Annotated in this window: 16 protein-coding genes and 1 pseudogene; 10 read left to right on the forward strand and 7 right to left on the reverse strand. The window is 64.7% G+C overall.

Features of this window, described 5'->3' with window-relative positions:
* The first annotated feature begins 94 nt into the window (after positions 1-94).
* The 3 genes from AC1DJT_RS00130 (at position 95) to AC1DJT_RS00140 (ending at position 4,915) form a co-directional block, all read left to right on the forward strand.
* On the forward strand, positions 95-3,052 hold the full coding sequence (locus tag AC1DJT_RS00130) for a 2-oxoglutarate dehydrogenase E1 component (protein WP_476833319.1): 2,958 nt from the start codon (positions 95-97) through the stop codon (positions 3,050-3,052).
* Positions 3,053-3,097: 45 nt separating this feature from the next.
* Positions 3,098-4,324 carry a 2-oxoglutarate dehydrogenase complex dihydrolipoyllysine-residue succinyltransferase gene (gene odhB, locus AC1DJT_RS00135; RefSeq protein WP_441505794.1) on the forward strand — a complete coding sequence of 409 codons (1,227 nt, stop codon included), beginning with the start codon at positions 3,098-3,100 and terminating at the stop codon, positions 4,322-4,324.
* A gap of 165 nt (positions 4,325-4,489) precedes the next feature.
* Positions 4,490-4,915 carry a VOC family protein gene (locus AC1DJT_RS00140; RefSeq protein WP_441505793.1) on the forward strand — a complete coding sequence of 142 codons (426 nt, stop codon included), beginning with the start codon at positions 4,490-4,492 and terminating at the stop codon, positions 4,913-4,915.
* A 26-nt stretch (positions 4,916-4,941) separates the two neighbouring features.
* Here AC1DJT_RS00140 and AC1DJT_RS00145 read toward each other — a convergent pair whose 3' ends face one another.
* A complete protein-coding gene (locus AC1DJT_RS00145; RefSeq protein WP_441505792.1) occupies positions 4,942-6,603 on the reverse strand; it encodes an L-lactate permease in 1,662 nt (553 codons plus the stop codon).
* 221 nt (positions 6,604-6,824) lie between these two features.
* Here AC1DJT_RS00145 and lpdA point away from each other — a divergent pair, with 221 nt between their 5' ends.
* Complete coding sequence (lpdA, locus tag AC1DJT_RS00150) at positions 6,825-8,222, forward strand: dihydrolipoyl dehydrogenase (RefSeq protein ID WP_441505791.1); 1,398 nt, start codon at positions 6,825-6,827, stop codon at positions 8,220-8,222.
* A gap of 138 nt (positions 8,223-8,360) precedes the next feature.
* On the opposite strand, the gene folD is transcribed toward lpdA, so the two are convergent.
* Entirely contained in the window at positions 8,361-9,224 is an 864-nt protein-coding gene (gene folD / locus AC1DJT_RS00155) for a bifunctional methylenetetrahydrofolate dehydrogenase/methenyltetrahydrofolate cyclohydrolase FolD (RefSeq protein WP_441505790.1), read from the reverse strand.
* Between the two features lie 223 nt (positions 9,225-9,447).
* Here folD and AC1DJT_RS00160 point away from each other — a divergent pair, with 223 nt between their 5' ends.
* From AC1DJT_RS00160 to AC1DJT_RS00180, 5 genes and pseudogenes are all read left to right on the forward strand, one after another.
* Positions 9,448-10,776, forward strand: coding sequence for a cytosine deaminase (locus AC1DJT_RS00160; protein WP_441505789.1), 1,329 nt, complete (start codon positions 9,448-9,450; stop codon positions 10,774-10,776).
* Positions 10,773-12,200 carry an FAD-binding oxidoreductase gene (locus AC1DJT_RS00165; RefSeq protein WP_069878773.1) on the forward strand — a complete coding sequence of 476 codons (1,428 nt, stop codon included), beginning with the start codon at positions 10,773-10,775 and terminating at the stop codon, positions 12,198-12,200. Before AC1DJT_RS00160 ends, AC1DJT_RS00165 begins: the two co-directional genes overlap by 4 nt.
* Positions 12,201-12,202: 2 nt before the next feature.
* On the forward strand, positions 12,203-12,784 hold the full coding sequence (locus AC1DJT_RS00170; RefSeq protein WP_441505788.1) for an NAD(P)H-dependent oxidoreductase: 582 nt from the start codon (positions 12,203-12,205) through the stop codon (positions 12,782-12,784).
* A 93-nt stretch (positions 12,785-12,877) separates the two neighbouring features.
* Complete coding sequence (locus tag AC1DJT_RS00175) at positions 12,878-13,360, forward strand: MarR family winged helix-turn-helix transcriptional regulator (protein WP_441480592.1); 483 nt, start codon at positions 12,878-12,880, stop codon at positions 13,358-13,360.
* A 157-nt stretch (positions 13,361-13,517) separates the two neighbouring features.
* Positions 13,518-14,243 (forward strand): annotated as a pseudogene (locus AC1DJT_RS00180) (DMT family transporter); the annotation flags it as partial.
* 141 nt (positions 14,244-14,384) lie between these two features.
* Here the strand turns inward: AC1DJT_RS00180 and AC1DJT_RS00185 are convergent.
* Complete coding sequence (locus tag AC1DJT_RS00185) at positions 14,385-15,302, reverse strand: NAD(P)-dependent oxidoreductase (protein WP_441505786.1); 918 nt, start codon at positions 15,300-15,302, stop codon at positions 14,385-14,387.
* A 98-nt stretch (positions 15,303-15,400) separates the two neighbouring features.
* On the opposite strand from AC1DJT_RS00185, the gene AC1DJT_RS00190 reads away from it, so the two are divergent.
* Positions 15,401-16,480: a LacI family DNA-binding transcriptional regulator gene (locus tag AC1DJT_RS00190; RefSeq protein ID WP_441505785.1), complete on the forward strand. Its 1,080-nt coding sequence runs from the start codon at positions 15,401-15,403 to the stop codon at positions 16,478-16,480.
* A gap of 7 nt (positions 16,481-16,487) precedes the next feature.
* Here the strand turns inward: AC1DJT_RS00190 and AC1DJT_RS00195 are convergent, their stop codons facing one another.
* The 4 genes from AC1DJT_RS00195 to AC1DJT_RS00210 form a co-directional block, all read right to left on the reverse strand.
* Positions 16,488-17,387 (reverse strand): NAD(P)-dependent oxidoreductase, encoded by a 900-nt coding sequence (locus AC1DJT_RS00195; protein ID WP_441505784.1) that lies wholly within the window; start codon positions 17,385-17,387, stop codon positions 16,488-16,490.
* Positions 17,388-17,434: 47 nt separating this feature from the next.
* Positions 17,435-18,340, reverse strand: a complete 906-nt coding sequence (locus AC1DJT_RS00200) for a carbohydrate ABC transporter permease (RefSeq protein ID WP_441505783.1) — start codon at positions 18,338-18,340, stop codon at positions 17,435-17,437.
* Positions 18,341-18,351: 11 nt separating this feature from the next.
* A complete protein-coding gene (locus tag AC1DJT_RS00205; protein ID WP_441492533.1) occupies positions 18,352-19,251 on the reverse strand; it encodes a carbohydrate ABC transporter permease in 900 nt (299 codons plus the stop codon).
* 129 nt (positions 19,252-19,380) lie between these two features.
* On the reverse strand, positions 19,381-20,700 hold the full coding sequence (locus tag AC1DJT_RS00210) for an ABC transporter substrate-binding protein (protein WP_441492451.1): 1,320 nt from the start codon (positions 20,698-20,700) through the stop codon (positions 19,381-19,383).
* Between the last annotated feature and the right edge of the window lie 41 nt (positions 20,701-20,741).

Here is a 20,741-nt window from a genome sequence, read left to right on the forward strand (position 1 = left end):
TGGCCGGGCCAGCCCGGCCATCTTACTTAAGACGCAATGACGGCATGAGACGCTCCGGGAACGGGGCAGGACGACGGTAGAAGGCAGGACGACAATGGCTCGCCAGGACATCAACGAGGCTCTCGCGCAGACGGGTTTCCTCTATGGCGGCAACGCGGCCTATATCGAGGACCTCTATGCGCGCTATCAGGCCGATCCGAATTCGGTCGACGAGCAGTGGCGCGGGTTCTTCGCCGGGCTGAAGGATGATGGCCCGGCCATTATCCAGAACGCCAAGGGTGCGTCCTGGACGAAGCCGAACTGGCCGATCCATGCCAACGGCGAGCTCATCTCGGCGCTCGATGGCCATTGGGGCGTGGTCGAGAAGGTCATCGGCGACAAGCTCAGCGCCAAGGCCAAGGCTGCCGGCGCGACGCTCAGCGCGTCGGACGTGCAGCAGGCGACGCGGGATTCCGTGCGCGCCATCATGCTCATCCGCGCCTACCGGATGCGCGGCCATCTCCACGCCAAGCTTGATCCGCTCGACATTGAGCAGGCGAGGGATCCCGAGGAGCTGTCGCCGGCCACTTTCGGCTTCACCGACGCCGATCTCGACCGCAAGATCTTCATCGACAACGTGCTCGGCATGGAGTTCGCCACGCTTCGCGAGATGGTCGCGATCCTGCAGCGGACCTATTGCAACACGATCGGCATCGAGTTCATGCACATCTCCGATCCGGAGCAGAAGGCATGGCTGCAGGAGCGGATCGAGGGGCCGGACAAGGAGATCGCCTTCACCCGCGAAGGCAAGAAGGCGATCCTCAACAAGCTGGTCGAGGCCGAGGGCTTCGAGAAGTTCATCGACCTGAAATATACCGGCACCAAGCGCTTCGACCTTGATGGCGCCGAGGCGCTGATCCCGGCGCTGGAGCAGATCATCAAGCGCGGCGGCGCGCTCGGCGTGCGCGACATCGTCTTCGGCATGGCCCATCGCGGCCGCCTCAACGTGCTGACCCAGGTGCTCGGTAAGCCGCACCGCGCGCTGTTCCACGAGTTCAAGGGCGGCTCCTTCGCTCCCGACGATGTCGAGGGCTCGGGCGACGTGAAGTACCATCTCGGTGCCTCGTCCGACCGTGAGTTCGACGGCAACAACGTCCATCTCTCGCTGACCGCCAACCCGTCGCATCTCGAGATCGTCGATCCCGTGGTGCTCGGCAAGGTCCGCGCCAAGCAGGACCAGTTCGGCGATATCGTCGAGCGCTCCAAGGTGCTGCCGCTGCTGCTGCATGGCGATGCCGCCTTCGCCGGCCAGGGTGTCGTGGCCGAGTGCCTCGGGCTGTCCGGACTGAAGGGCCATCGCACCGGCGGCTCGGTGCATTTCATCATCAACAACCAGATCGGCTTCACCACCTATCCGCGCTATTCGCGGTCCTCGCCCTATCCGTCCGACGTGGCGAAGATGGTCGAGGCGCCGGTCTTCCATGTGAACGGCGACGACCCCGAAGCGGTCGTGTTCGCCGCCAAGATCGCGATCGAGTTCCGGCAGAAATTCCACAAGCCGGTCGTCATCGACATGTTCTGCTATCGCCGCTTCGGCCATAACGAAGGCGACGAGCCGGGCTTCACCCAGCCGCTGATGTATCGCAAGATCCGCGGCCACAAGACCACGCTGGAGCTCTACGCCACCAAGCTGGAAGCCGAAGGCGTGGTGCAGCCGGGCGAGTTCGACGAGATGAGGGCGGCCTGGAAAGGCAAGCTCGAGATCGAGTTCGACGCCGGCCAGACCTTCAAGCCCAACAAGGCCGACTGGCTGGACGGGCGCTGGGCCGGCATGAAGGCGATCCGCGCCGACGAGGACGACCCGCGCCGCGGCGCGACCGGCGTTCCGGCCGCGGTGCTGAAGGAGATCACCGAGAAGATCACCTCGACGCCGCCCGGCTTCAACGTCCATCGCACGATCCAGCGCTTCCTCGACAATCGCCGCAAGGCGGTCGAGGCCGGGCAGGGCATCGATTGGGCGACGGCCGAGGCGCTCGCCTTCGGCTCGCTGCTGCTCGACGGCCACCCCGTGCGTCTCTCCGGCCAGGATTGCGAACGCGGCACCTTCTCGCAGCGCCACTCGGTGCTGATCGACCAGGAGACTGAGGCCCGCCATACGTCGCTGAACAACATCCGCGAAGGCCAGTCACGCTACGAGGTCATCAACTCGATGCTCTCGGAAGAGGCGGTGCTCGGCTTCGAATACGGCTACTCGCTGTCGGAGCCCAACGCCCTGACTGCCTGGGAAGCGCAGTTCGGCGATTTCGCCAATGGCGCGCAAGTCGTGTTCGACCAGTTCATCTCGTCGGGTGAGCGCAAGTGGCTGCGCATGTCGGGCCTCGTCTGCCTGCTGCCGCATGGCTATGAGGGCCAGGGGCCGGAGCATTCCTCGGCCCGCCTCGAGCGCTTCCTGCAGATGTGCGCCGAGGACAACATGCAGGTCGCGAACTGCTCGACCCCTGCGAGCTATTTCCACATCCTGCGCCGGCAGCTGAAGCGCGACTTCCGCAAGCCGCTGATCCTGATGACGCCGAAATCGCTGCTGCGCCACAAGCGCTGCATCTCCGACCTGTCGGAGCTGGCCGAGGGCTCGACCTTCCACCGCGTGCTGCATGATGATGCCGAGCGCGGCCGGTCCGAGACGAAGCTGGTCAAGGATGGCAAGATCCGCCGGGTCGTGCTGTGCTCCGGCAAGGTCTATTTCGACCTGCTCGACGAGCGCGAGAAGCGCGGCATCGACGACGTCTACCTGATGCGCGTCGAGCAGCTCTATCCGTTCCCGCTGAAGACGCTGGCGCAGGAGTTGGCGCGCTTCAAGGCCGCCGATGTGGTCTGGTGCCAGGAGGAGCCGAAGAACATGGGCTCCTGGACCTTCGTCGAGCCCTATCTCGAATGGGTGCTGGGCCATGCCGGCTCGAAGCCGAAGCGCCCGCGTTATGTCGGACGCCCGGCCTCGGCCGCGACAGCGACCGGCCTGATGTCGAAGCATACCGCCCAGCTCGCAGCGTTCATGGACGAGGCCTTCGCGGCCTGACCCTGTCCGAAGACGCCAGACAAAGACACGAACAAGAGGCCTGATATGGCGACCGAAATCCGCGTACCCACACTCGGCGAATCCGTCTCGGAGGCGACGATCGGCAAATGGTTCAAGAAGCCGGGCGAGGCTGTGAAGGCCGACGAGCCCCTGGTCGAGCTCGAGACCGACAAGGTCACGCTCGAGGTGAACGCCCCGGCTGCCGGCGTCCTCGGCGAGATCGTCGCCAAGGAAGGCGAAACGGTCGGCGTCAACGCCCTGCTCGGCTCGATCTCGGCCGGTGACGGCGTGGCTGCAGCTCCGGCAAAGCCTGTCGCGGCTGCCGAGGCTGCGAAGCCTGCCGCTGCTCCGGCCGCTGCTGCTGCGCCGGCGACCAAGGCTGCCGATTCCGGCCCGGCCGTCGCGCGCCTCGCCGCCGAGAGCGGCGTCAATCCGGCGAATGTCGCGGCGTCTGGCAAGGACGGTCGCGTCACCAAGGGCGACATGCTGGCTGCCATCGCGACGGGTTCAGTGGCTGCGGCCGCGCCCGCAGCTCCGGTCCAGGTCCGCGCCCCGTCGGCTCCCGATGACGCTTCGCGCGAAGAGCGCGTCAAGATGACGAAGCTGCGCCAGACCATCGCGCGCCGCCTCAAGGAGGCGCAGAACACTGCCGCCATGCTCACCACCTTCAACGAGGTGGACATGTCGGCTGTGATGGCGCTGCGCAACCAGTACAAGGACGTGTTCGAGAAGAAGCACGGCGTGAAGCTCGGCTTCATGGGCTTCTTCGTGAAGGCCTGCGTGCAGGCCCTGAAGGAAATCCCCTCGGTCAATGCCGAGATCGACGGCACCGATATCGTCTACAAGAACTACTACCATATCGCGGTCGCGGTCGGCACCGACAAGGGCCTCGTCGTGCCGGTGGTTCGCGATGCCGACCAGCTCTCGATTGCCGGTGTCGAGAAGGAAATCGGTGTGCTCGGCAAGAAGGCGCGCGATGGCGCGCTCAAGATCGAGGACATGCAGGGCGGCACCTTCACGATCTCGAATGGCGGCGTCTATGGCTCGCTGATGTCGACGCCGATCCTGAACGCGCCGCAGTCGGCTATCCTCGGCATGCACAAGATCCAGGAGCGCCCAATGGTGGTCGGCGGCCAGATCGTCGTGCGCCCGATGATGTATCTGGCGGTCAGCTACGATCACCGCATCATCGACGGCAAGGAGGCTGTGACCTTCCTCGTTCGCATCAAGGAAGCTCTTGAGGACCCGGCACGTCTCGTCCTGGACCTCTGAGTTCGCATAGGACTGCGGGAACCGTGCCCGTGCCCGGCACGTCGCTCAGGCGGCCATCGCCGGGTGCGAGCTTGGTTCCCATTTCAAGGGCCTGATCCGGCTGCGCGACCACTCGGCTTGTCTTGCGGTCTCGCGCTGGGATCAGGGATAGGGAAGGAGTTCGCGATGGCTTTTGGCCCCAATCCTCCCTCGCTCCAGGCGCATCTTTGCGTCAAGGGCGGCCTCCAGGCGATCGCCTTCTACGAGAAGGCTTTCGGCGCCGAGTGCACCTTCAAGCAGATGGCGCAGGATGGCGTGCGGGTGTTGCACGCCAATCTTGCGCTGTTCGGCAGCGAAATCCTGCTGCATGACGAGTTCCCGGAATTCGGGGGGCCTGTCGCTTCGCCGCATGCACATGGCGGCGCCAGCATCGCGCTCAACGTCAATCTGCCGAGCCCGAGCGATGTCGACGCGGCAATGGCCCGGGCGGAAGCTGCGGGCGCAATCACCTTCATGCCGGCGGGCGATGTGTTCTGGGGCGCGCGTTACGGCCGCCTGACCGATCCCTTCGGCCATGTCTGGGCCTTCAACGCGCCGCTGGCGCCGGGCTGAAGCCTAAGCCCGATCGCGCCATTGCTTCAGTGCACGACCATCGCCGAGAAGGGGTGGACATAGGCCTGCAGCATCACGAGGCCGCCGACGAGGCAGGCTAGCGCGATCGAATGCCAGAAGACGAAGCGCAGGATCGTGCCCTCGTGCCCGAACCAGTTTGTCGCCGTGGAGGCGACGACGATCGACTGGGCATCGATCATCTTGCCCATGACACCGCCGGACGAGTTCGCCGCCCCCATCAGGATCGGCGAAAGGCCGAGCTGTTCTGAGGTGACCTTCTGCAGATTGCCGAACAGCACGTTCGAGGCGGTGTCCGAGCCCGTCAGCGCCACGCCGAGCCAGCCGAGCAGGGTGCCGAAGAAGGGATAGAGCACCCCGGTTCCGGCAAAGGCGAGCCCGAGGGTGGCATCGATGCCTGAGAGCCTGGTCAGGGTACCAATCGCCAGCATGGCCGAAATGGTGATCAGAGAATAGGCGCAGAGCCTGATCGTCCGGACATAGGTCATGATCATGCGACCAGGCGTGAATCCCATGACGAAGCCGGAAATGATCGCTGCGATCAACATGCCCGAGCCGGTATAGGAGAGCCAGGTGAACGAGAACACGGCGGCCTCCGGTGTCGGACGTGGCGCAACCGGCGCCACCTTGGCGATCTGGTTATGGAGATCCGGCACCGGATAGCTCCACACGGCCCAGGAATTCACACTGGTCTTGAACCAGTCCGTGCCCCAGATCAGCAGGATCGCGCAAACGATGATCCAGGGCGCCAGGGCCATCCAGACCTGCGCAGGTGCGGATCGCTCCGTGGATACAGCCGGTATGATTCGCCCCTCGGCGGAGACGTCATGGCCGCGCAGGGCCGGTGAGGCCCAGATCTCGCGGGGCTTCCAGATCTGCAGGAAGCCGATCAGGCAAGCCATCGAGATCAGCGAGGCGCCGATATCGACGATCCAGGGATTGATGAAGTTCGAGATGAGGAACTGCGGCACCGCAAAAGAGACGCCGGTGACCAATATGGCCGGCCAGATCTGCAGCATGCCACGCCGGCCGGCGAAGACCCAGATCAGCCAGAACGGCACGAGCAACGAGAAGAACGGCAATTGTCGGCCGACCATGGCTCCAAGCAGGAACGGATCAATTCCGGTGACCTGGCTGAGCCCCTGGATCGGTGTTCCAAGAGCACCAAAGGCGACCGGCGCCGTATTGGCGATGAGCGAGAGCCCAGATGCTGCCAAGGGGGAAAAGCCGAGCCCGATCAGAATCGCGCCGGTCACCGCGACCGGGGTGCCGAAGCCCGAAGCGCCCTCGAAGAAGGCTCCGAAGGCGAAGGCAATCAGCAGGAGCTGAATCCGTCGGTCGCTGGTCACTCCGCCGATCGTGGTCTGCAAGGTTTCGAAGGCGCCTTTCTCGACCGTAAGCCGGTAGAGAAAGATCACATTTAGGACAATCCAGCCTATTGGGAAGAATCCAGTCACCGCTCCGAGCGCCGTAGCGCGGGCCGACATTCCGGCGGGCATCGTGAATATAAATATCGCCACAAGATTGGCGACAATAAGAGCAATGATCGCTGCAATATGTGCTTTGACGGTATTTGATGCGATCAATCCTAACAATACAAGGACCGGAAGCGCTGCGGCGAGCGTCGACAGGGCGCTGTTTCCGAATGGGTCGTAGACCTGATTCCACATGGCGCTATCTTCCCTTGAGCCGTCGCAAGGCGGGAACGCGAAATGTGCTTCTTGGTATTGTTGCGAATTATACGCTCAATCAACGGAAATGATAGCAATCGCGCTCGCAATGTCGACATCTATTGCGGGCATGGCGGACTGCGTCAAAGCGATGTATTGCGGCCGGTAAGACGCCGCGCCGCGAGTGTCGGCGCGCATTGCCTGCTCAACGGAAGGAAGTCATGTCCTACGATCTCGTCGTCATCGGTACTGGCCCCGGGGGCTATGTCTGTGCCATCCGCGCCGCTCAGCTCGGCCTCAAGGTCGCCGTGGTGGAGAAGCGCAAGACTCATGGCGGCACCTGCCTGAATGTCGGCTGCATCCCGTCCAAGGCCTTGCTGCACGCGTCGGAAATGTTCGAAGAGGCCGGCCACACCTTCCCGAGTCTCGGCATCAGCGTCGGCACGCCCAAGCTCGATCTCAAGCAGATGTTGGTCCACAAGCAGGAGACGATCGACGCGAACGTCAATGGCGTCGCCTTCCTGCTGAAGAAGAACAAGATCGAGGCCTTCCAGGGCACCGCGAGCATCCCCGGCGCGGGGAAAGTCGAGGTCACGGGTGCGGACGGCAAGAGCCAGGTCCTCGAGACCAAGAACATCGTCATTGCGACGGGTTCGGAAGCGGCCGGCCTGCCGGGCGTCGAGATCGACGAGAAGACCGTGGTGACCTCGACCGGCGCACTCGAGCTTGCGTCCGTGCCGAAGGAGCTGCTGGTGGTGGGCGCCGGCGTAATCGGTCTCGAAATCGGTTCGGTCTGGAGCCGTCTCGGCGCCAAGGTCACCGTGGTCGAATATCTCGACCGCATCCTGCCCGGCATGGATGACGAGATCGCCAAGCAATTCCAGCGCATCCTGCAGAAGCAGGGCTTCGAATTCCACCTGGGTTCCAAGGTCACCAAGGTCGAGACGGGCAAGAAGGGCGCGACCGTCACGGTCGAGCCCGCCGCCGGCGGTGAGGCCAAGACGCTGTCTGCCGATATCGTGCTGGTCGCGATCGGCCGTCGTCCGAACACCGATGGCCTCGGCCTGGACGCCGCTGGTGTCGCGACCGAGCGTGGTCGCGTCGTGATCGACGACCATTTCAAGACCAACGTCGCGGGCATCTATGCCATTGGCGACGTGGTGCGCGGTCCGATGCTCGCTCACAAGGCCGAGGACGAGGGCATGGCGGTGGCCGAGCTGATCGCCGGCAAGGTTGGGCATGTGAACTATGACGCCATCCCGAGCATCATCTACACGGCTCCCGAAGTCGCCGCGATCGGCAAGACCGAGGAGGAGCTGAAGGCTGCGGGCATCGCCTACAAGATCGGCAAGTTCCCCTTCACCGCCAATGGCCGCGCCCGCGCCATGCGCCACACAGAGGGCTTCGTGAAGTTCCTCGCCGATGCGGCGACCGACCGCGTGCTCGGCTGCCATATCATCGGCCCGCATGCCGGGGACCTGATCGCCGAAGTCACGGTGCTGATGGAGTTCGGCGGCTCGTCGGAGGATCTCGCCCGCACCTGCCATGCTCATCCGACGCTGGCCGAGGCGGTCAAGGAAGCTGCGCTCGCCGTCGACAAGCGCGCGATCCATATGTGAGCGGCATCTCGATTCCCGGCCGAAGCGTAGGCGGAGGCCCGGGAATCTCAGCCCCTATGACAAACGCCCGGCGCTTCGCCGGGCGTTTCACGTTTCGGGTGATGCGAAGGCAGAACCGGCGTCCGCGTGACCTCGGCTTTATCGGCCCCGCCTTGCATGAAAGGCGGTCAGGGTGTTGCGCAGCAGGCAGGCGATGGTCATCGGGCCGACGCCGCCCGGTACAGGCGTGATCGCGCCTGCAACCTTCACGGCCTCGGCAAAGTCGACATCGCCGGCGAGCTTGCCGTCGGGCAGGCGGTTGATGCCGACATCGATTATGGTGGCGCCGGGCTTGATCCAGTCACCCCTTACGAAGTGGGGCCGCCCGACCGCCGCGACCAGGATGTCGGCGCGCCGGCAGATTGCGGGAAGATCGCGGGTACGGGAATGGGCGATGGTGACGGTGCAGTCGGCCTGGACCAGCAACTGCGCCATCGGCCGGCCGACGATGCCCGAGCGGCCGATCACCACGGCTTCCAGTCCGGCGAGCGTTGGCAGGGTCTGCTTCAGCAGGATCATCGAGCCGAGCGGCGTGCAGGGGATCAGGCTGGCCTGGCCGTTGGCGAGGCGGCCGACATTGATCGGATGGAAGCAGTCGACGTCCTTGGCGGGGTCTATCGCCTCGATCACACGGTCGGGATTGATGTGCTTCGGCAAGGGCAATTGCACCAGAATGCCGTCGACTCTGTCGTCGGCATTCAGCGCGGCGACCTTGGCCAGCAACTCCGCTTCGCTGGTCTCGGCCGGCAGGCGGTGAACCGCAGAGTTCATGCCGATCTCGCCGGCAAGCTTTTCCTTGGAGTTCACATAGACACGGCTCGCCGGGTCGTCGCCGACGAGCACGACATGCAGGCCGGGGACCAGGCCCCGTTCAGCCTTGATCGCGGTGATCTCCTGGCCGATCTCGGCACGCAGTGCCGCAGCTGCCGCCTTGCCGTCGATGATGCGCGCCTGATCCGCCATGACCCACCGCCTGTGTTTCGCTGAGTGCTCCTCATGCGCGATCATCGTGCGGGCGGCAAGTATCGACGCACCATTATCGATGCGCCGTCGCCTTGGCCATTTGCGCCAAAGGCGCTGTTCTTGCCTGCGGCGACGGCAGCGTGATCGCCGCCTTGCCGCCACTCATGCTGGCCTGTATCGAGCGAGGGCAAGGCAGCGATTGACGGGATGGAGTGCTGACGACGTGACGACAGGATTTGCCGCCATTCCCGCCTCGACCAGCTATCGCCTGACCAATGCCCGCTCCCCGCTCTGCCTGATCGAGGGCGCGGACCTTGCTGCCGATCGTGATGGACTGGCGCTGGTCGACCTTCGCGTCGAGGATGGGCGCATCGCGTCGATCCTGCCGGCCGGTACGGAAGCGCCGGAGGGCGGTCCCAGGCTCGATCTCGATGGCGGCATCGTGCTGCCGCGGCTGGTCGATGCGCATGTCCATCTCGACAAGGGCCATATCTGGCCGCGCCGCCGCAATCCGGACGGCACCTTCATGGGCGCACTCGAGAATGTCATGGCCGATCGCGAGGCCAATTGGACGTCGGAAGATGTGCGTGCCCGCATGGATTTCGGCCTGCGCTGCGCCTTCGCCCATGGCACGAGCGCGGTCCGCACCCATATCGACTCGCTCGGCAAGCAGATCGGCATCTCCTGGCCGGTGCTGGCCGAGATGCGGGCGGAATGGGCCGGGCGTGTCGCGCTGCAGGCCTCGCCGCTTTTCGGCATCCAGTTTGCGCTCGACGCCGAGCACATGCAGGCGGTGACGCGGGCCGTGAAGGCGCATGGCGACGGCATCTTCGGCTGCGTCACCTATATGATCCCGGAGCTCGCGGAGGCGCTCGACATCGTCTTCCGCACGGCGATCGAGAACGGCTTCGATCTCGACTTCCATGTCGATGAGACCAATGATCCGGCGGCGCGGTCGCTTGAATACATTGCCGAGGCCGCACTCCGGCATCGCTTCACCGGAAAGATCCTCGCCGGCCATTGCTGTTCGCTCGCTGTGCAGGCTCCGCAGGATGAGGCGCGGATCATCGCCAAGGTCGGGCAAGCCGGCATTGCGGTTGTGTCCCTGCCGATGTGCAACATGTATCTGCAGGACCGCGACGGCGGCCGCACGCCACGCTGGCGCGGCGTCACTGCGCTGCACGAACTGAAGGCTGCCGGCGTGGCGGTGATGATCGCTTCCGACAATACGCGCGATCCGTTCTATGCCTATGGCGATCTCGACCTCGTCGAGGTGCTGCGCGAAGGCACCCGCATCCTCCAGCTCGATCATGGCCCGACCGATTTCGCGGCGATGATCGCGCGCGCACCGGCTGCGATCATGGGCGTCGCCGACAAGGGCGTTGTGGCGCCAGGACTGTCCGCCGACCTGATCCTGACCCGCGCCCGCGATTGGACCGAATTCTTCGCGCGCCCCCAGGCTGATCGCACGGTGCTGGTCGCCGGCAAGGCGATCGACCGGACGCTGCCGGATTACCGCGAACTCGACCATCTGATGAGCAAGAGCGCATGAGCCCCCGCTACGACATCGCCGCCCTGAAGAACCGTCTCGGCGGAATCAGGACCGAGGACAATCCGGCGCTGGTGAAGCAGAAGAGCCGCGACTTCTTCTGGTACTCGCCGACCCTCAAGCGTCAGCTCGACCACGTCACGGCCGATATCATCGTCTCGCCGACCAGCGAGGCCGAGGTGCTGGACGTCCTTGCGGCCGCTCATGCACTCGGCATTCCGGTGACGCCGCGCGGCACCGGGACCGGCAATTACGGCCAGGCGATGCCGCTCTCTGGCGGGGTGCTGCTCGATCTCTCGGGGTTCAACAAGGTCAAGTCGATCGGGCCTGGACGCTATGTCGCCGAGCCGGGCGCGGTCATGGCCCGCATCGACGAGCAGACGCGGGCGCATTCCAGGCAGGAGCTGCGCCTGCATCCCTCGACCTATCAGACCGCCTCGATCGGCGGCTTCATCGCCGGTGGTTCGGGCGGCGTCGGCTCGATCAAATGGGGTGGCCTGCGCGACTGGGGCAACATCATCCGGCTCAAGGTCGCGACGATGGAGGCCTCGCCCCGGATCCTCGAATTCACCGGCGACGACCTGCACAAGGTTGCCCATGCCTATGGCACCAACGGCATCATCACCGAGGTCGAGATGCCGCTCGGGCCCGCCTATGACTGGGTCGACGTCATCCTCGGCTTCGACACGCTGCGCGCGGCGACCGAGTTCGCCAATGCGCTTGGTGAGCAGGACGGGCTGGCTCTGAAGAACCTCGCGGTCGTCGCGGCCCCGGCGCCGCATGACTATTTTCTGCGGCACAAGAAATTCCTGCCGCGCGACAGCCATGTCGTGATCGTCATGGCGGCGGATTTCGCAGTCGATGCACTGCTCGCCTATGCCCGGCATTTCCGCGGCGCCGAACTGCTGATGCGCTCCGACAAACTCTCGCCGGAAGAGGCCAAGGGCCTGCCGCCCGGCTATGAGCTGGGCTGGAACCACACGACGCTGCGGGCGCTGCGGGTTGACCCGTCCATCACCTATCTCCAGGTGCTCTACCCCTTCCCGAACCAGGTCGAGCTGATCCAGCGCATTCATGAGCGCTTTGGCGACGAGGTGCGCTGCCATCTCGAATTCGTCCGCTTCGACGGCAAGGTCACCTGCTTCGGCCTGCCGCTGGTGCGCTTCACCAGCGAGGAGCGGCTCGAGGAGATCATGGCGATTCATGAGGAGATGGGAGCGCCGATCTTCAACCCGCATCGCTACACCTTGGAAGAAGGCGGCATGAAGCAGACCGACGAGCTGCAGCTCGCTTTCAAGCGCGAGGCCGATCCGCAAGGCCTGCTCAATCCCGGCAAGATGATCGCCTGGGAGGATCCGTCCTACGATTACAAGTCTGGCAAGACCTTCCTGTTCCGCAGCCTGGCCGATGCCGGCGTGGGTGGATGATCATGCGCGTGCTCGTCCTTTACGCTCATCCCGATCCGGACAGTTTTGGGGCGGCGTTGCATCGGGCCGTGGTGAAGGGGCTCGAAGAGGCCGGCCATGAGGTCGACGATTGCGATCTCAATGCCGAGGGCTTCGATCCGGTGCTGAGCCGGGAGGGCCGGGTCGGCTATCACGATGTTGCCAGCAACACGCTTCCGGTTGCCGGCTATGTCGAGCGGCTACGAGCAGCCGAGGCGCTGGTCCTGTGCTTTCCTGTCTGGAATTTCGGCTATCCCGCGATCCTCAAGGGCTATTTCGATCGCGTCTTCCTGCCCGGTGTTTCGTTCAAGCTGAACGATGGCAAGGTCAGGCCCAATCTCTGGAATATTCGCCGTCTCGTGGCCGTCACAACCTATGGCGGCTCGCGCTGGCGCGCCTTTCTGATGGGCGATCCGCCGCGCAAGGTGGTGTGTCGGGCCCTGCGCGCCGTTTGTCATCCGAGTGCACGCCCGCTTTACCTGGCTCACTACGACATGAATCGCGCAACAGCGGGCAGCCGCGACGCCTTCCTTGCGCGCGTCTCGAAAAAGATGCGTACTCTGTGATTGTGCGCTGCACTTGCGTCATCACACTGTCATGATCGCAAGCGATCTCAGAGCCGGCGAATAGATTTCCGAGCAGTTTCCAAGGACCGGCTCATGACCAAGTCCCTCGAGAAAAGCGTCGGTCGAGCTCTCCTTGTGGCTGCGCGCCTGCATCGGGCGCGCATGGGCGAGAGGCTCAACGGCCTCGGGCTCTTTCCCGGGCAGGAGCAGGCGCTGAAGGCCCTCCAGCCAGCCCCTATGACGATGGGCGAACTGGCGACCCTGCTTCGGGTCAAACCGCCGACCGTGTCCAAGACCATTGGCCGGCTCTCCTTGCAGGGGCTGGTGACGCGCGAGGGCGGTAGCCGCGATGGCCGGCTGGTTCAGGTCGCGTTGACCGAGCACGGTCAGAAGACCGCGGCTGCGCTCGATGCGGTCTGGAATCAGGTCGAGGACGAACTGCTGGAAAAGCTCGACGCCAAGGAGCGCAAGCAGCTCCGCAAGCTGCTGCGCAAGGCCTCGAAGGGCCTGTCCAAGGCCGGGGCCGAAATCGACGAGCCTGACGCCGATGGGGACGAGGCCGAGGCTGAGGCCTGATCAGCGCATGGAACGCATGCCCTCTGGCGCTGGCGTCGTTCCCTAAATCGGTTAAATCTCTCTCCGTCATTCTTCTCACGCATGACGGGACGGTCCTTTGCCCGCCTATTCCCATCGACCGGAAACGGGCCGCTCCCGCCTGATCGCCATCGGGCTGATGTGCGGTGCCGTGCTGTGCTTCTCGCTGCTCGATACCAGCGCGAAATGGCTGGCCGGTCATATGGACCCGCTTCAGGTGGTGTTCGCGCGCTATGCCGGCAGCATGATCCTGGTCTCGCTGCTGCTGAACCCCTGGAGCCATCCCGGTATCCTGCGCACCAAGAAGCCCTGGCTGCAGGCGGTGCGTTCGCTGTTGCTGCTCGGTTCAACGGCCCTGAACTTCTTCGCGCTGAAATATCTGCAGCTCGCCGAGACCGTGTCGATCATGTTCGCGACGCCGCTTCTGGTGGCGCTGGTTTCCGGGCCGCTGCTCGGAGAATGGCCCGGGCCACGCCGGCTCGTCGCGATCGGTGTCGGGTTCATCGGCGTGCTCGTGATCACACGGCCCGGCCTTGGCGGCATGCATCCGGCGGCGCTGCTCTGCATGATCGGCGTCGTCTGCTACGCCTTCTATTCGATCTCGACCCGGCTTCTGGCGGCCTTCGACCCGCCGGAGACGACAATGGTCTATTCCGGCGTCGCGGGAACGGTCGCGCTGCTGCCGCTTATTCCCCTGTTCTGGACCTGGCCGGATGGACCGTTGCCCTGGGCGTTGATGCTGGTGACCGGCGCCATGGGCGGCTTCGGGCATTGGCTGCTGATCCTGGCGCACCGGCTGGCGCCCGCGACGGTGCTGGCGCCGTTCATCTATTCGCAGATCGTCTGGATGGTCACGTTGGGCTATCTCGTCTTCGGGCAGCTACCCGACCGCTGGACCTTCATCGGCGCAGCCATCGTGATCTCGTCGGGCTCTATCTGCTCTATCGCGAGCGGGTCCGGGCCGTGCCCGAGGGCTCGGCCCGGCTCGATTGAGCACTGGCAGGGCTCAGTCCTTCGGGGCCAGCGAAAGGCCGCTCTGCTGGGCGATCCAGTCGGAGAGCATCGGCACGTAATCATCGCCCCGGCCATTGGCAACGGCGGAGGCATAGGCGTTCTTGACGGCGTTGCCGATCGGGTTCGGGACGCCTGCCGCATTGGCGACGCCTTCGAGATAGCGCACATCCTTCAGCGCGTTGACCAGCGTGAACTTGTGCGCGTCACGGTCGCGCTCCAGTACGTATTTCATGAAGGTCTGATAGAAGCCGCAATCCATCCGGCTGCCGGAGAGCACGCTGTTGAAGGTCTGCGGCGTGATGCCGATCTTCTGGGCCAGAGCGAGCGCCTCGGAATAGATCGCGCCATAGCCCATCGACAGGAAGTTGTTGAGCAGCTTCATCTTGTGACCGTCGCCGACGGGGCCGAGATGGACGACCTTCTGCGCCCAGGCCTCGCAGGCCGGCTTGATGCGCGCGAAGACCGCATCGCTGGCGCCGATCATGGTCGAGAGCTGGCCCTGAGCGGCCTGTGCCGGCGTGCCGCCGAGCGGTGCGTCGCAGAGATGCAGGCCGTTCGCCTCGAGTTCGGCGGCAAGGCGGATGGTCGAACCGGGATCTGAGGTCGAGCAATCGACCACGATCGTGCCGGGCCCGGCGCCGGCGACGATGCCGTCCGGGCCGTTCAGCACGGCCTCGACCTGGGGCGAGCCGGTCACGCACAGGAAGATGATCGTCGCCTGCGAGGCCAGTTCCTTCGGTGTCCTGGCTTCGGTTGCACCAGCCGCCACCAGTTCCTCGACCGGCTTGCGGTTGCGGTGGCCCATCACCGTCAGCTGGAAGCCCTTGTCGAGGAGATTGCGGGCCATGCCTTGCCCCATCAGGCCGACGCCGATGAAGCCGATCGACTCTTTCGCGGTGCTCATCTTCAATTTCTCCGACTTATATGAGAAGGACTCGATCAGACGGCCTTTCGCAGGCCGGTTGAAACTCGCGGGACTCTTTCGCTTCCGTCTGAAGAGGGCGTGTCATGACCAGCAACGGCCACACCCCCGAGGCCGGGCCAGCCGGGAAGGCGGGACTGGCTGCGCCGGGCCGTGGGCGGGTGACATTGCAGATCATCGCCGACCATCTCTCGGTGTCGACGGCGACGGTGTCGCTGGCCCTGCGCGGCTCGCCTCTCGTCGCGGACGCGACACGGCTGCGGGTTCAGCAGATCGCGCGCGACATGGGCTACAGCTACAACCGCAGCGCCGCGTCGCTGAGGACCGACCGCACCAATATCCTTGGCGTCGGCTTCCACGACATCACGAATCCCTATTTCGCCGAACTCCTGGCCGCGATCGAGGAAACGGCGACGGCGCATGGCCGCTCGATCCTGCTCGGTACCTATGCGGAGAACCTGGAGCGGCAGGACCGGGTCCTGAACACCCTGAAGGAGTATCGACCCGACGGCATGGTGATCTGTGCCGCAGGCGGCAGCACGGCTGAAACCTTCGGCCATCTGATTGAGGCCGGTGTCCCGCTGGTCCAGCTCTCCCGGGAGATTCCGGGTCTCGACCTCGATTTCGTGGGGTCGGATGATCATCACGGCACCGTGCTGGCGCTGGAGCATCTGATCGGTCTTGGCCACCGGCGCATCGCCTTCCTCGGCGAAAACAACCTGATCTCGACGGGCCGCAACCGGTATCGGGGCTATTGCGAGACGCTCGCCCGGCACGGGATTCCGCTTGATCCTGCGTTGGTCTATGCGTCGATCGGCACCCGCGAGAACGGCCTCAAGGGCATTCAGAAGGTGCTCGATGCGCAGAATCCGCCAACCGCGGCCGTCTGCTTCAATGACCTCATCGCCTTCGGCGCGATGCTCGGCCTGCGTCATCGTGGGCTGGAGGCCGGGGTCGAGTTTTCGCTCGTGGGCTGCGACGACGTCCAGGAAGCGGCGCAGTGGTATCCGGCGCTGACCACGCTGAAGAACTTCCAGGACGAGATGGGCCGCAAATCGGCGGAACTGCTGATCCGGCGCATCGAGAATCCGACTGCGCCGACGCAGCGGATCGTGCTGACGCCGGAGCTCGTCGTGCGGGGCACGACGACACCGCCCAAACGCTAGATCCCGCTCATGGATCATTCGCGGGTTTGGCGTTGAGCGCGCGATAGGCGCGCACGACCTGCGAATCGTCGCGCGCGCCATGGCCGAGGCCCGAGCTCGCCAGGAACATCTGATGTGCAGCGGCGGCGAGCGGCAGTGCTGTCCTGGCGGCGCGGCCGGCATCGAGCACGATCCCGAGATCCTTGACGAAAATGTCGACCGCACTGGCGACGGGGGCATCTTCCAGCAGCATGCGCGGACCGCGATCCCGCAGCATCCAGGACGAGGCAGCCGAGCCACCCATGATCTCGAAGAGAATCTTGCCGTCGATCCCCGCCTTCTCGGCGAGCGAGAGCGCTTCGGCCGCCACCGCGATATGGACGCCGCAGAGCAGTTGGTTGACCGTCTTCACGGTCGCACCCTGCCCGGGCTTCTGGCCGACATGGAAGACCTTGTCGCCCATCGCATCGAGCACGGGCTTTGCCAGTGCGAAACTCTCCTGCGGCGCACCGACCATGATGGTCAGCGTCGCGCCGCGCGCGCCGCTGATGCCGCCGGAGACCGGGGCATCGACGAAGTGACGGCCGGTTTTCGTGACCTCCGTCGCGATCGCCTCGACCTCGCCGGGAGGGCAGGTCGCCATCAGCAGCACGCTCGCGCCGGGCGCGAGTGCCGCCAGGGCGCCGGCCTCGAACAGGACCGAGCGCGCCTGCGCGGCATTGACGACCATCAGGACGAGCGCATCGGCATCTCTTGCGGCCGCCGCGGCGCTCTCGGCAGCGTGGCCTCCGGCTGAAACTAGCGCCTCGCGGGCGCTCTTGCGCATATCGAAGCCAGTGACCCGGAACTGACGCTTCACGAGGTTCTCGGCCATCGGCGCCCCCATGGCGCCGAGCCCGACGAAGGCGATGGATTTGATCTCGTTCACGAACGCAGTCCCTCAAACGCAAACGGGGCCCGGCGGGCCCCGCTGGATTATTCCTTCACGGCTCCGGTCATCGACGAGACGTAATGCTCGACGAAGAAGGAGTAGAGAATGACGACCGGGAGCGAGCCGAGCAGCGCGCCGGCCATCAGCGCCCCCCATTCATAGACGTCCCCGCGCACCAGCTCGGTGAGAACGCCGACAGCGACGGTCTTGTTCTCCGAGGACTGGATGAAGGTGAGCGCGTAGATGAACTCGTTCCAGGAGAGGGTAAAGGCGAAGATGCCGGCCGAGATCAGCCCCGGCACCGCCAGTGGCAGGATGATCTTGACCAGGATCTGCCAGCGGCTGGCGCCGTCGACGAGCGCGCATTCCTCCAGCTCGTAGGGGATCGAGCGGAAATAGCCCATCAGCAGCCAGGTGCAGAACGGCACCAGGAAGGTCGGATAGGTGAAGATCAGCGCGAGCTTGGTGTCGTAGATGCCGAAGCCGAAGATCAGCACGGCGAGCGGGATGAACAGGATCGAGGGAGGTACGAGATAGGCGAGGAAGATCGCCAGCCCGGTGACCCGCGAGCCGCTGAAGCGCAGACGCTCGATCGCATAGGCGGCGAACACGGCGGCGGTGAGCGACAGGATCGTCGATCCGATCGAGACCAAGATCGTGTTGAGCAGCCAGTGCGGATATGTAGTTTCGAACAGCAGATATTTGATGTGGCGCAGCGTAGGCTCGCCCGGCCAGAGCGGGTTGTGGCTCTTGAAATCCGTCAGCTCGTGATTGGGCTTCAGCGCCGTCACGCCCATCCAGTAGAATGGAAACAGCAGCACGAAGATGAAGACGATGAGCGGCAACCAAGTGGTCACCAGCCGACGCGGCAGGTTGGCCATGTAGCTGGTGCCGACGCTTTCGTCGGTGAGCTGAACGCGCGGGGCGGTCGGTTGACTGATGTCGGTCATGGCTGGCGTCCTCAGTCCGCGCCGCCCTGCTGCCATTTCCGCCGCTGCAGGCCGAAATAGCTGAACAGGATCGCTCCGAGCAGGAAGGGGATCATCGCGACTGCGATCGCTGCGCCTTCGCCAAGCTGGCCGCCGGGGATGGCGCGCTGGAAGGAGAGGGTCGCCATCAGGTGAGTGGCGTTGAGCGGGCCGCCGCGGGTCAGCACGTAGATGAGCTGGAAATCGGTGAAGGTGAACAGCACAGAGAAGGTCATCACGACCGCGATGATCGGCGAGAGCAGAGGCAAGGTGATGAAGCGGAAGCGCTGCCAGTTGGTTGCACCGTCGAGCATCGCGGCCTCGTAGAGCGAGGGCGAAATGGTCTGCAGGCCGGCCAGCAGCGAGATCGCGACGAAGGGAATGCCGCGCCAGACATTGGCTGCGATCACCGAGGCGCGCGCATTCGTGGTGTCGCCGAGGAAGTTGATATTGGTCGAGATCAGGCCGAGCTCCTTCAGAGCCCAGGAGATCACCGAGAACTGGGTGTCGAAGATCCACCAGAAGGCGATCGCCGAGAGTACGGTCGGCACCACCCAGGGCAGCAGTACAATGGCGCGGATGAAGGCCTTGAAGGGTAGGTGCTCGTTCAGGAGCAGCGCCAGCCAGAGCCCGAGCGCGAATTTCAGGGCCGAGGCGACGACCGTGTAGAGGATGGTGTTGAAGACCGCGAGCCGGAACACCGAGTCGGTCAGCAGCGACTCGTAATTCTCGAGCCCGATGAAGACGCCCGCCCGGCCGATGCGGGTATCGGTGAAGCCGAGCCAGACGCCGAGGGCCAGCGGCCAGGCGAGGAAGACGATCAGGAAGATCGCCGCGGGCACCATGAACAGGATGCCGAGTCCGTTGCGGCTCTGGCCCAGCCGCGCCAGCATAGAAGGTCTCGCACGCTCCGCCGGCCGCGCGATTGCGGTGTCAGCCATGGTGATCTCTCCCGGATGCAGGGCCGGCGGCTCTTCGCCGCCGGCGGGCGCGGCCGTGGCCGCGCCGTTTCGTTGCAGCGATCAGACGCGATAGTAGCGGTTGATCCGTGCCTCTGCGCGCTTGGCCGCTTCCTCAGGCGTCCGCTGGCCGGTGGCGCCTTCCGCGAACATGTCGACAAGAACGTAGTCGGCCATCACCGCAGCCGAAGCGTAGCCGAGCGGGCCGGAATAGCCGTTCGGGCGCAGTGTCTCAGAGGCCTTCTGATACGGGGTGTGAACCGGATCCGAGGTCCAGACCGGATTATTGGCGTAGGCCTTCAGCGGCTGGCAGCAATAGGCGCTGGCCTGGGTGATCCAGGTCGGCATCTGTTCCTGCTCGTACATGAACTGGAGATAGGCCTGTGCCGCCTGCGGGAACTTGGTGTGCTTGAAGATCACGCAGGTGGTGGTCTGGTGCAATTCGACCGACTGGCCCACCGGGCCGATCGGCATGTTCGCCGACCTCATGTCCTTGGCCATGTCGGCGAGCTTGGGGTCGTTCTTCGCGGAGTAATAGAGCGAGACGCCGTTGGCGGTGACCGAAACCTCACCGGCCAGGAAGGCGCGGTTGTTGTTGATGTCGAGCCAGCTTTCCGTGCCCGGGATGAAGGTCTTGTAGAGCTCGGCGGCGTATTTGATGGCCGCGATCGTCTCGGGGCTGTTGATCGCGACCTTGCCGGCATCATCGACGGTTCGGCCACCATGGCTCCAGAGCAGCCAGTGGCAGAAGTTGTTGCCGTCGCCGACACCCTTTCCGAGGGTGAAGCCGGCGGGGTGCCCCTTGGCCTTCAGCGCCTTGCAGAGATCGAGGAAGGCGTCGGTCTTGGTCGGGAAGGTCGAGTGGCCGGCTTCCTTGACCCAGCTGTCGCGATAAAGCACGGCGTTTGCGATGGCAGCCAGCGGCAGGCCGATGAACTTGCCGTCCTTCTTGGCGTAACCTTCAAGGCCGGGATACCAGCCGCCATATTTGCCGCCGAGATAATTGCCGAGCTCGGTGACGTCGAGCAGCTTGTCGGGATACTGGAAGGCATCGTCGAACCAGACGAGCACGATGTCGGGGCCTGCGCCGACATTGGCGGCGACGGCGGCCTTCGGACGAATATCTTCCCAGCCTTCCTTGTCGACCCGGATCTGAACGCCGGTCGCATCCGTGAACTTCTTGGTATTGGCGAGCCAGGCGTCTTCCTCACCCTTGACGAAGGGGGCCCAGCGCAGCACGCGCAGTTGAGCGCCTGGTTCGGGGGTGAATTTTGGAGCGGCCGCCTGGGCGAAGGCGGGGGCGGTCCCCAAGTGCCCCATCAGGCCGGCGCCCGCAGCCACGCCGGCGCTGCCCAGCAGCATATCGCGTCTTGAAATCGTCATTGGTTGTTCCTTCCCGGAAAGAAGGGACCTTTTTTATGTGG

Source organism: Allobosea sp. 05T422_2, from assembly GCF_056396265.1.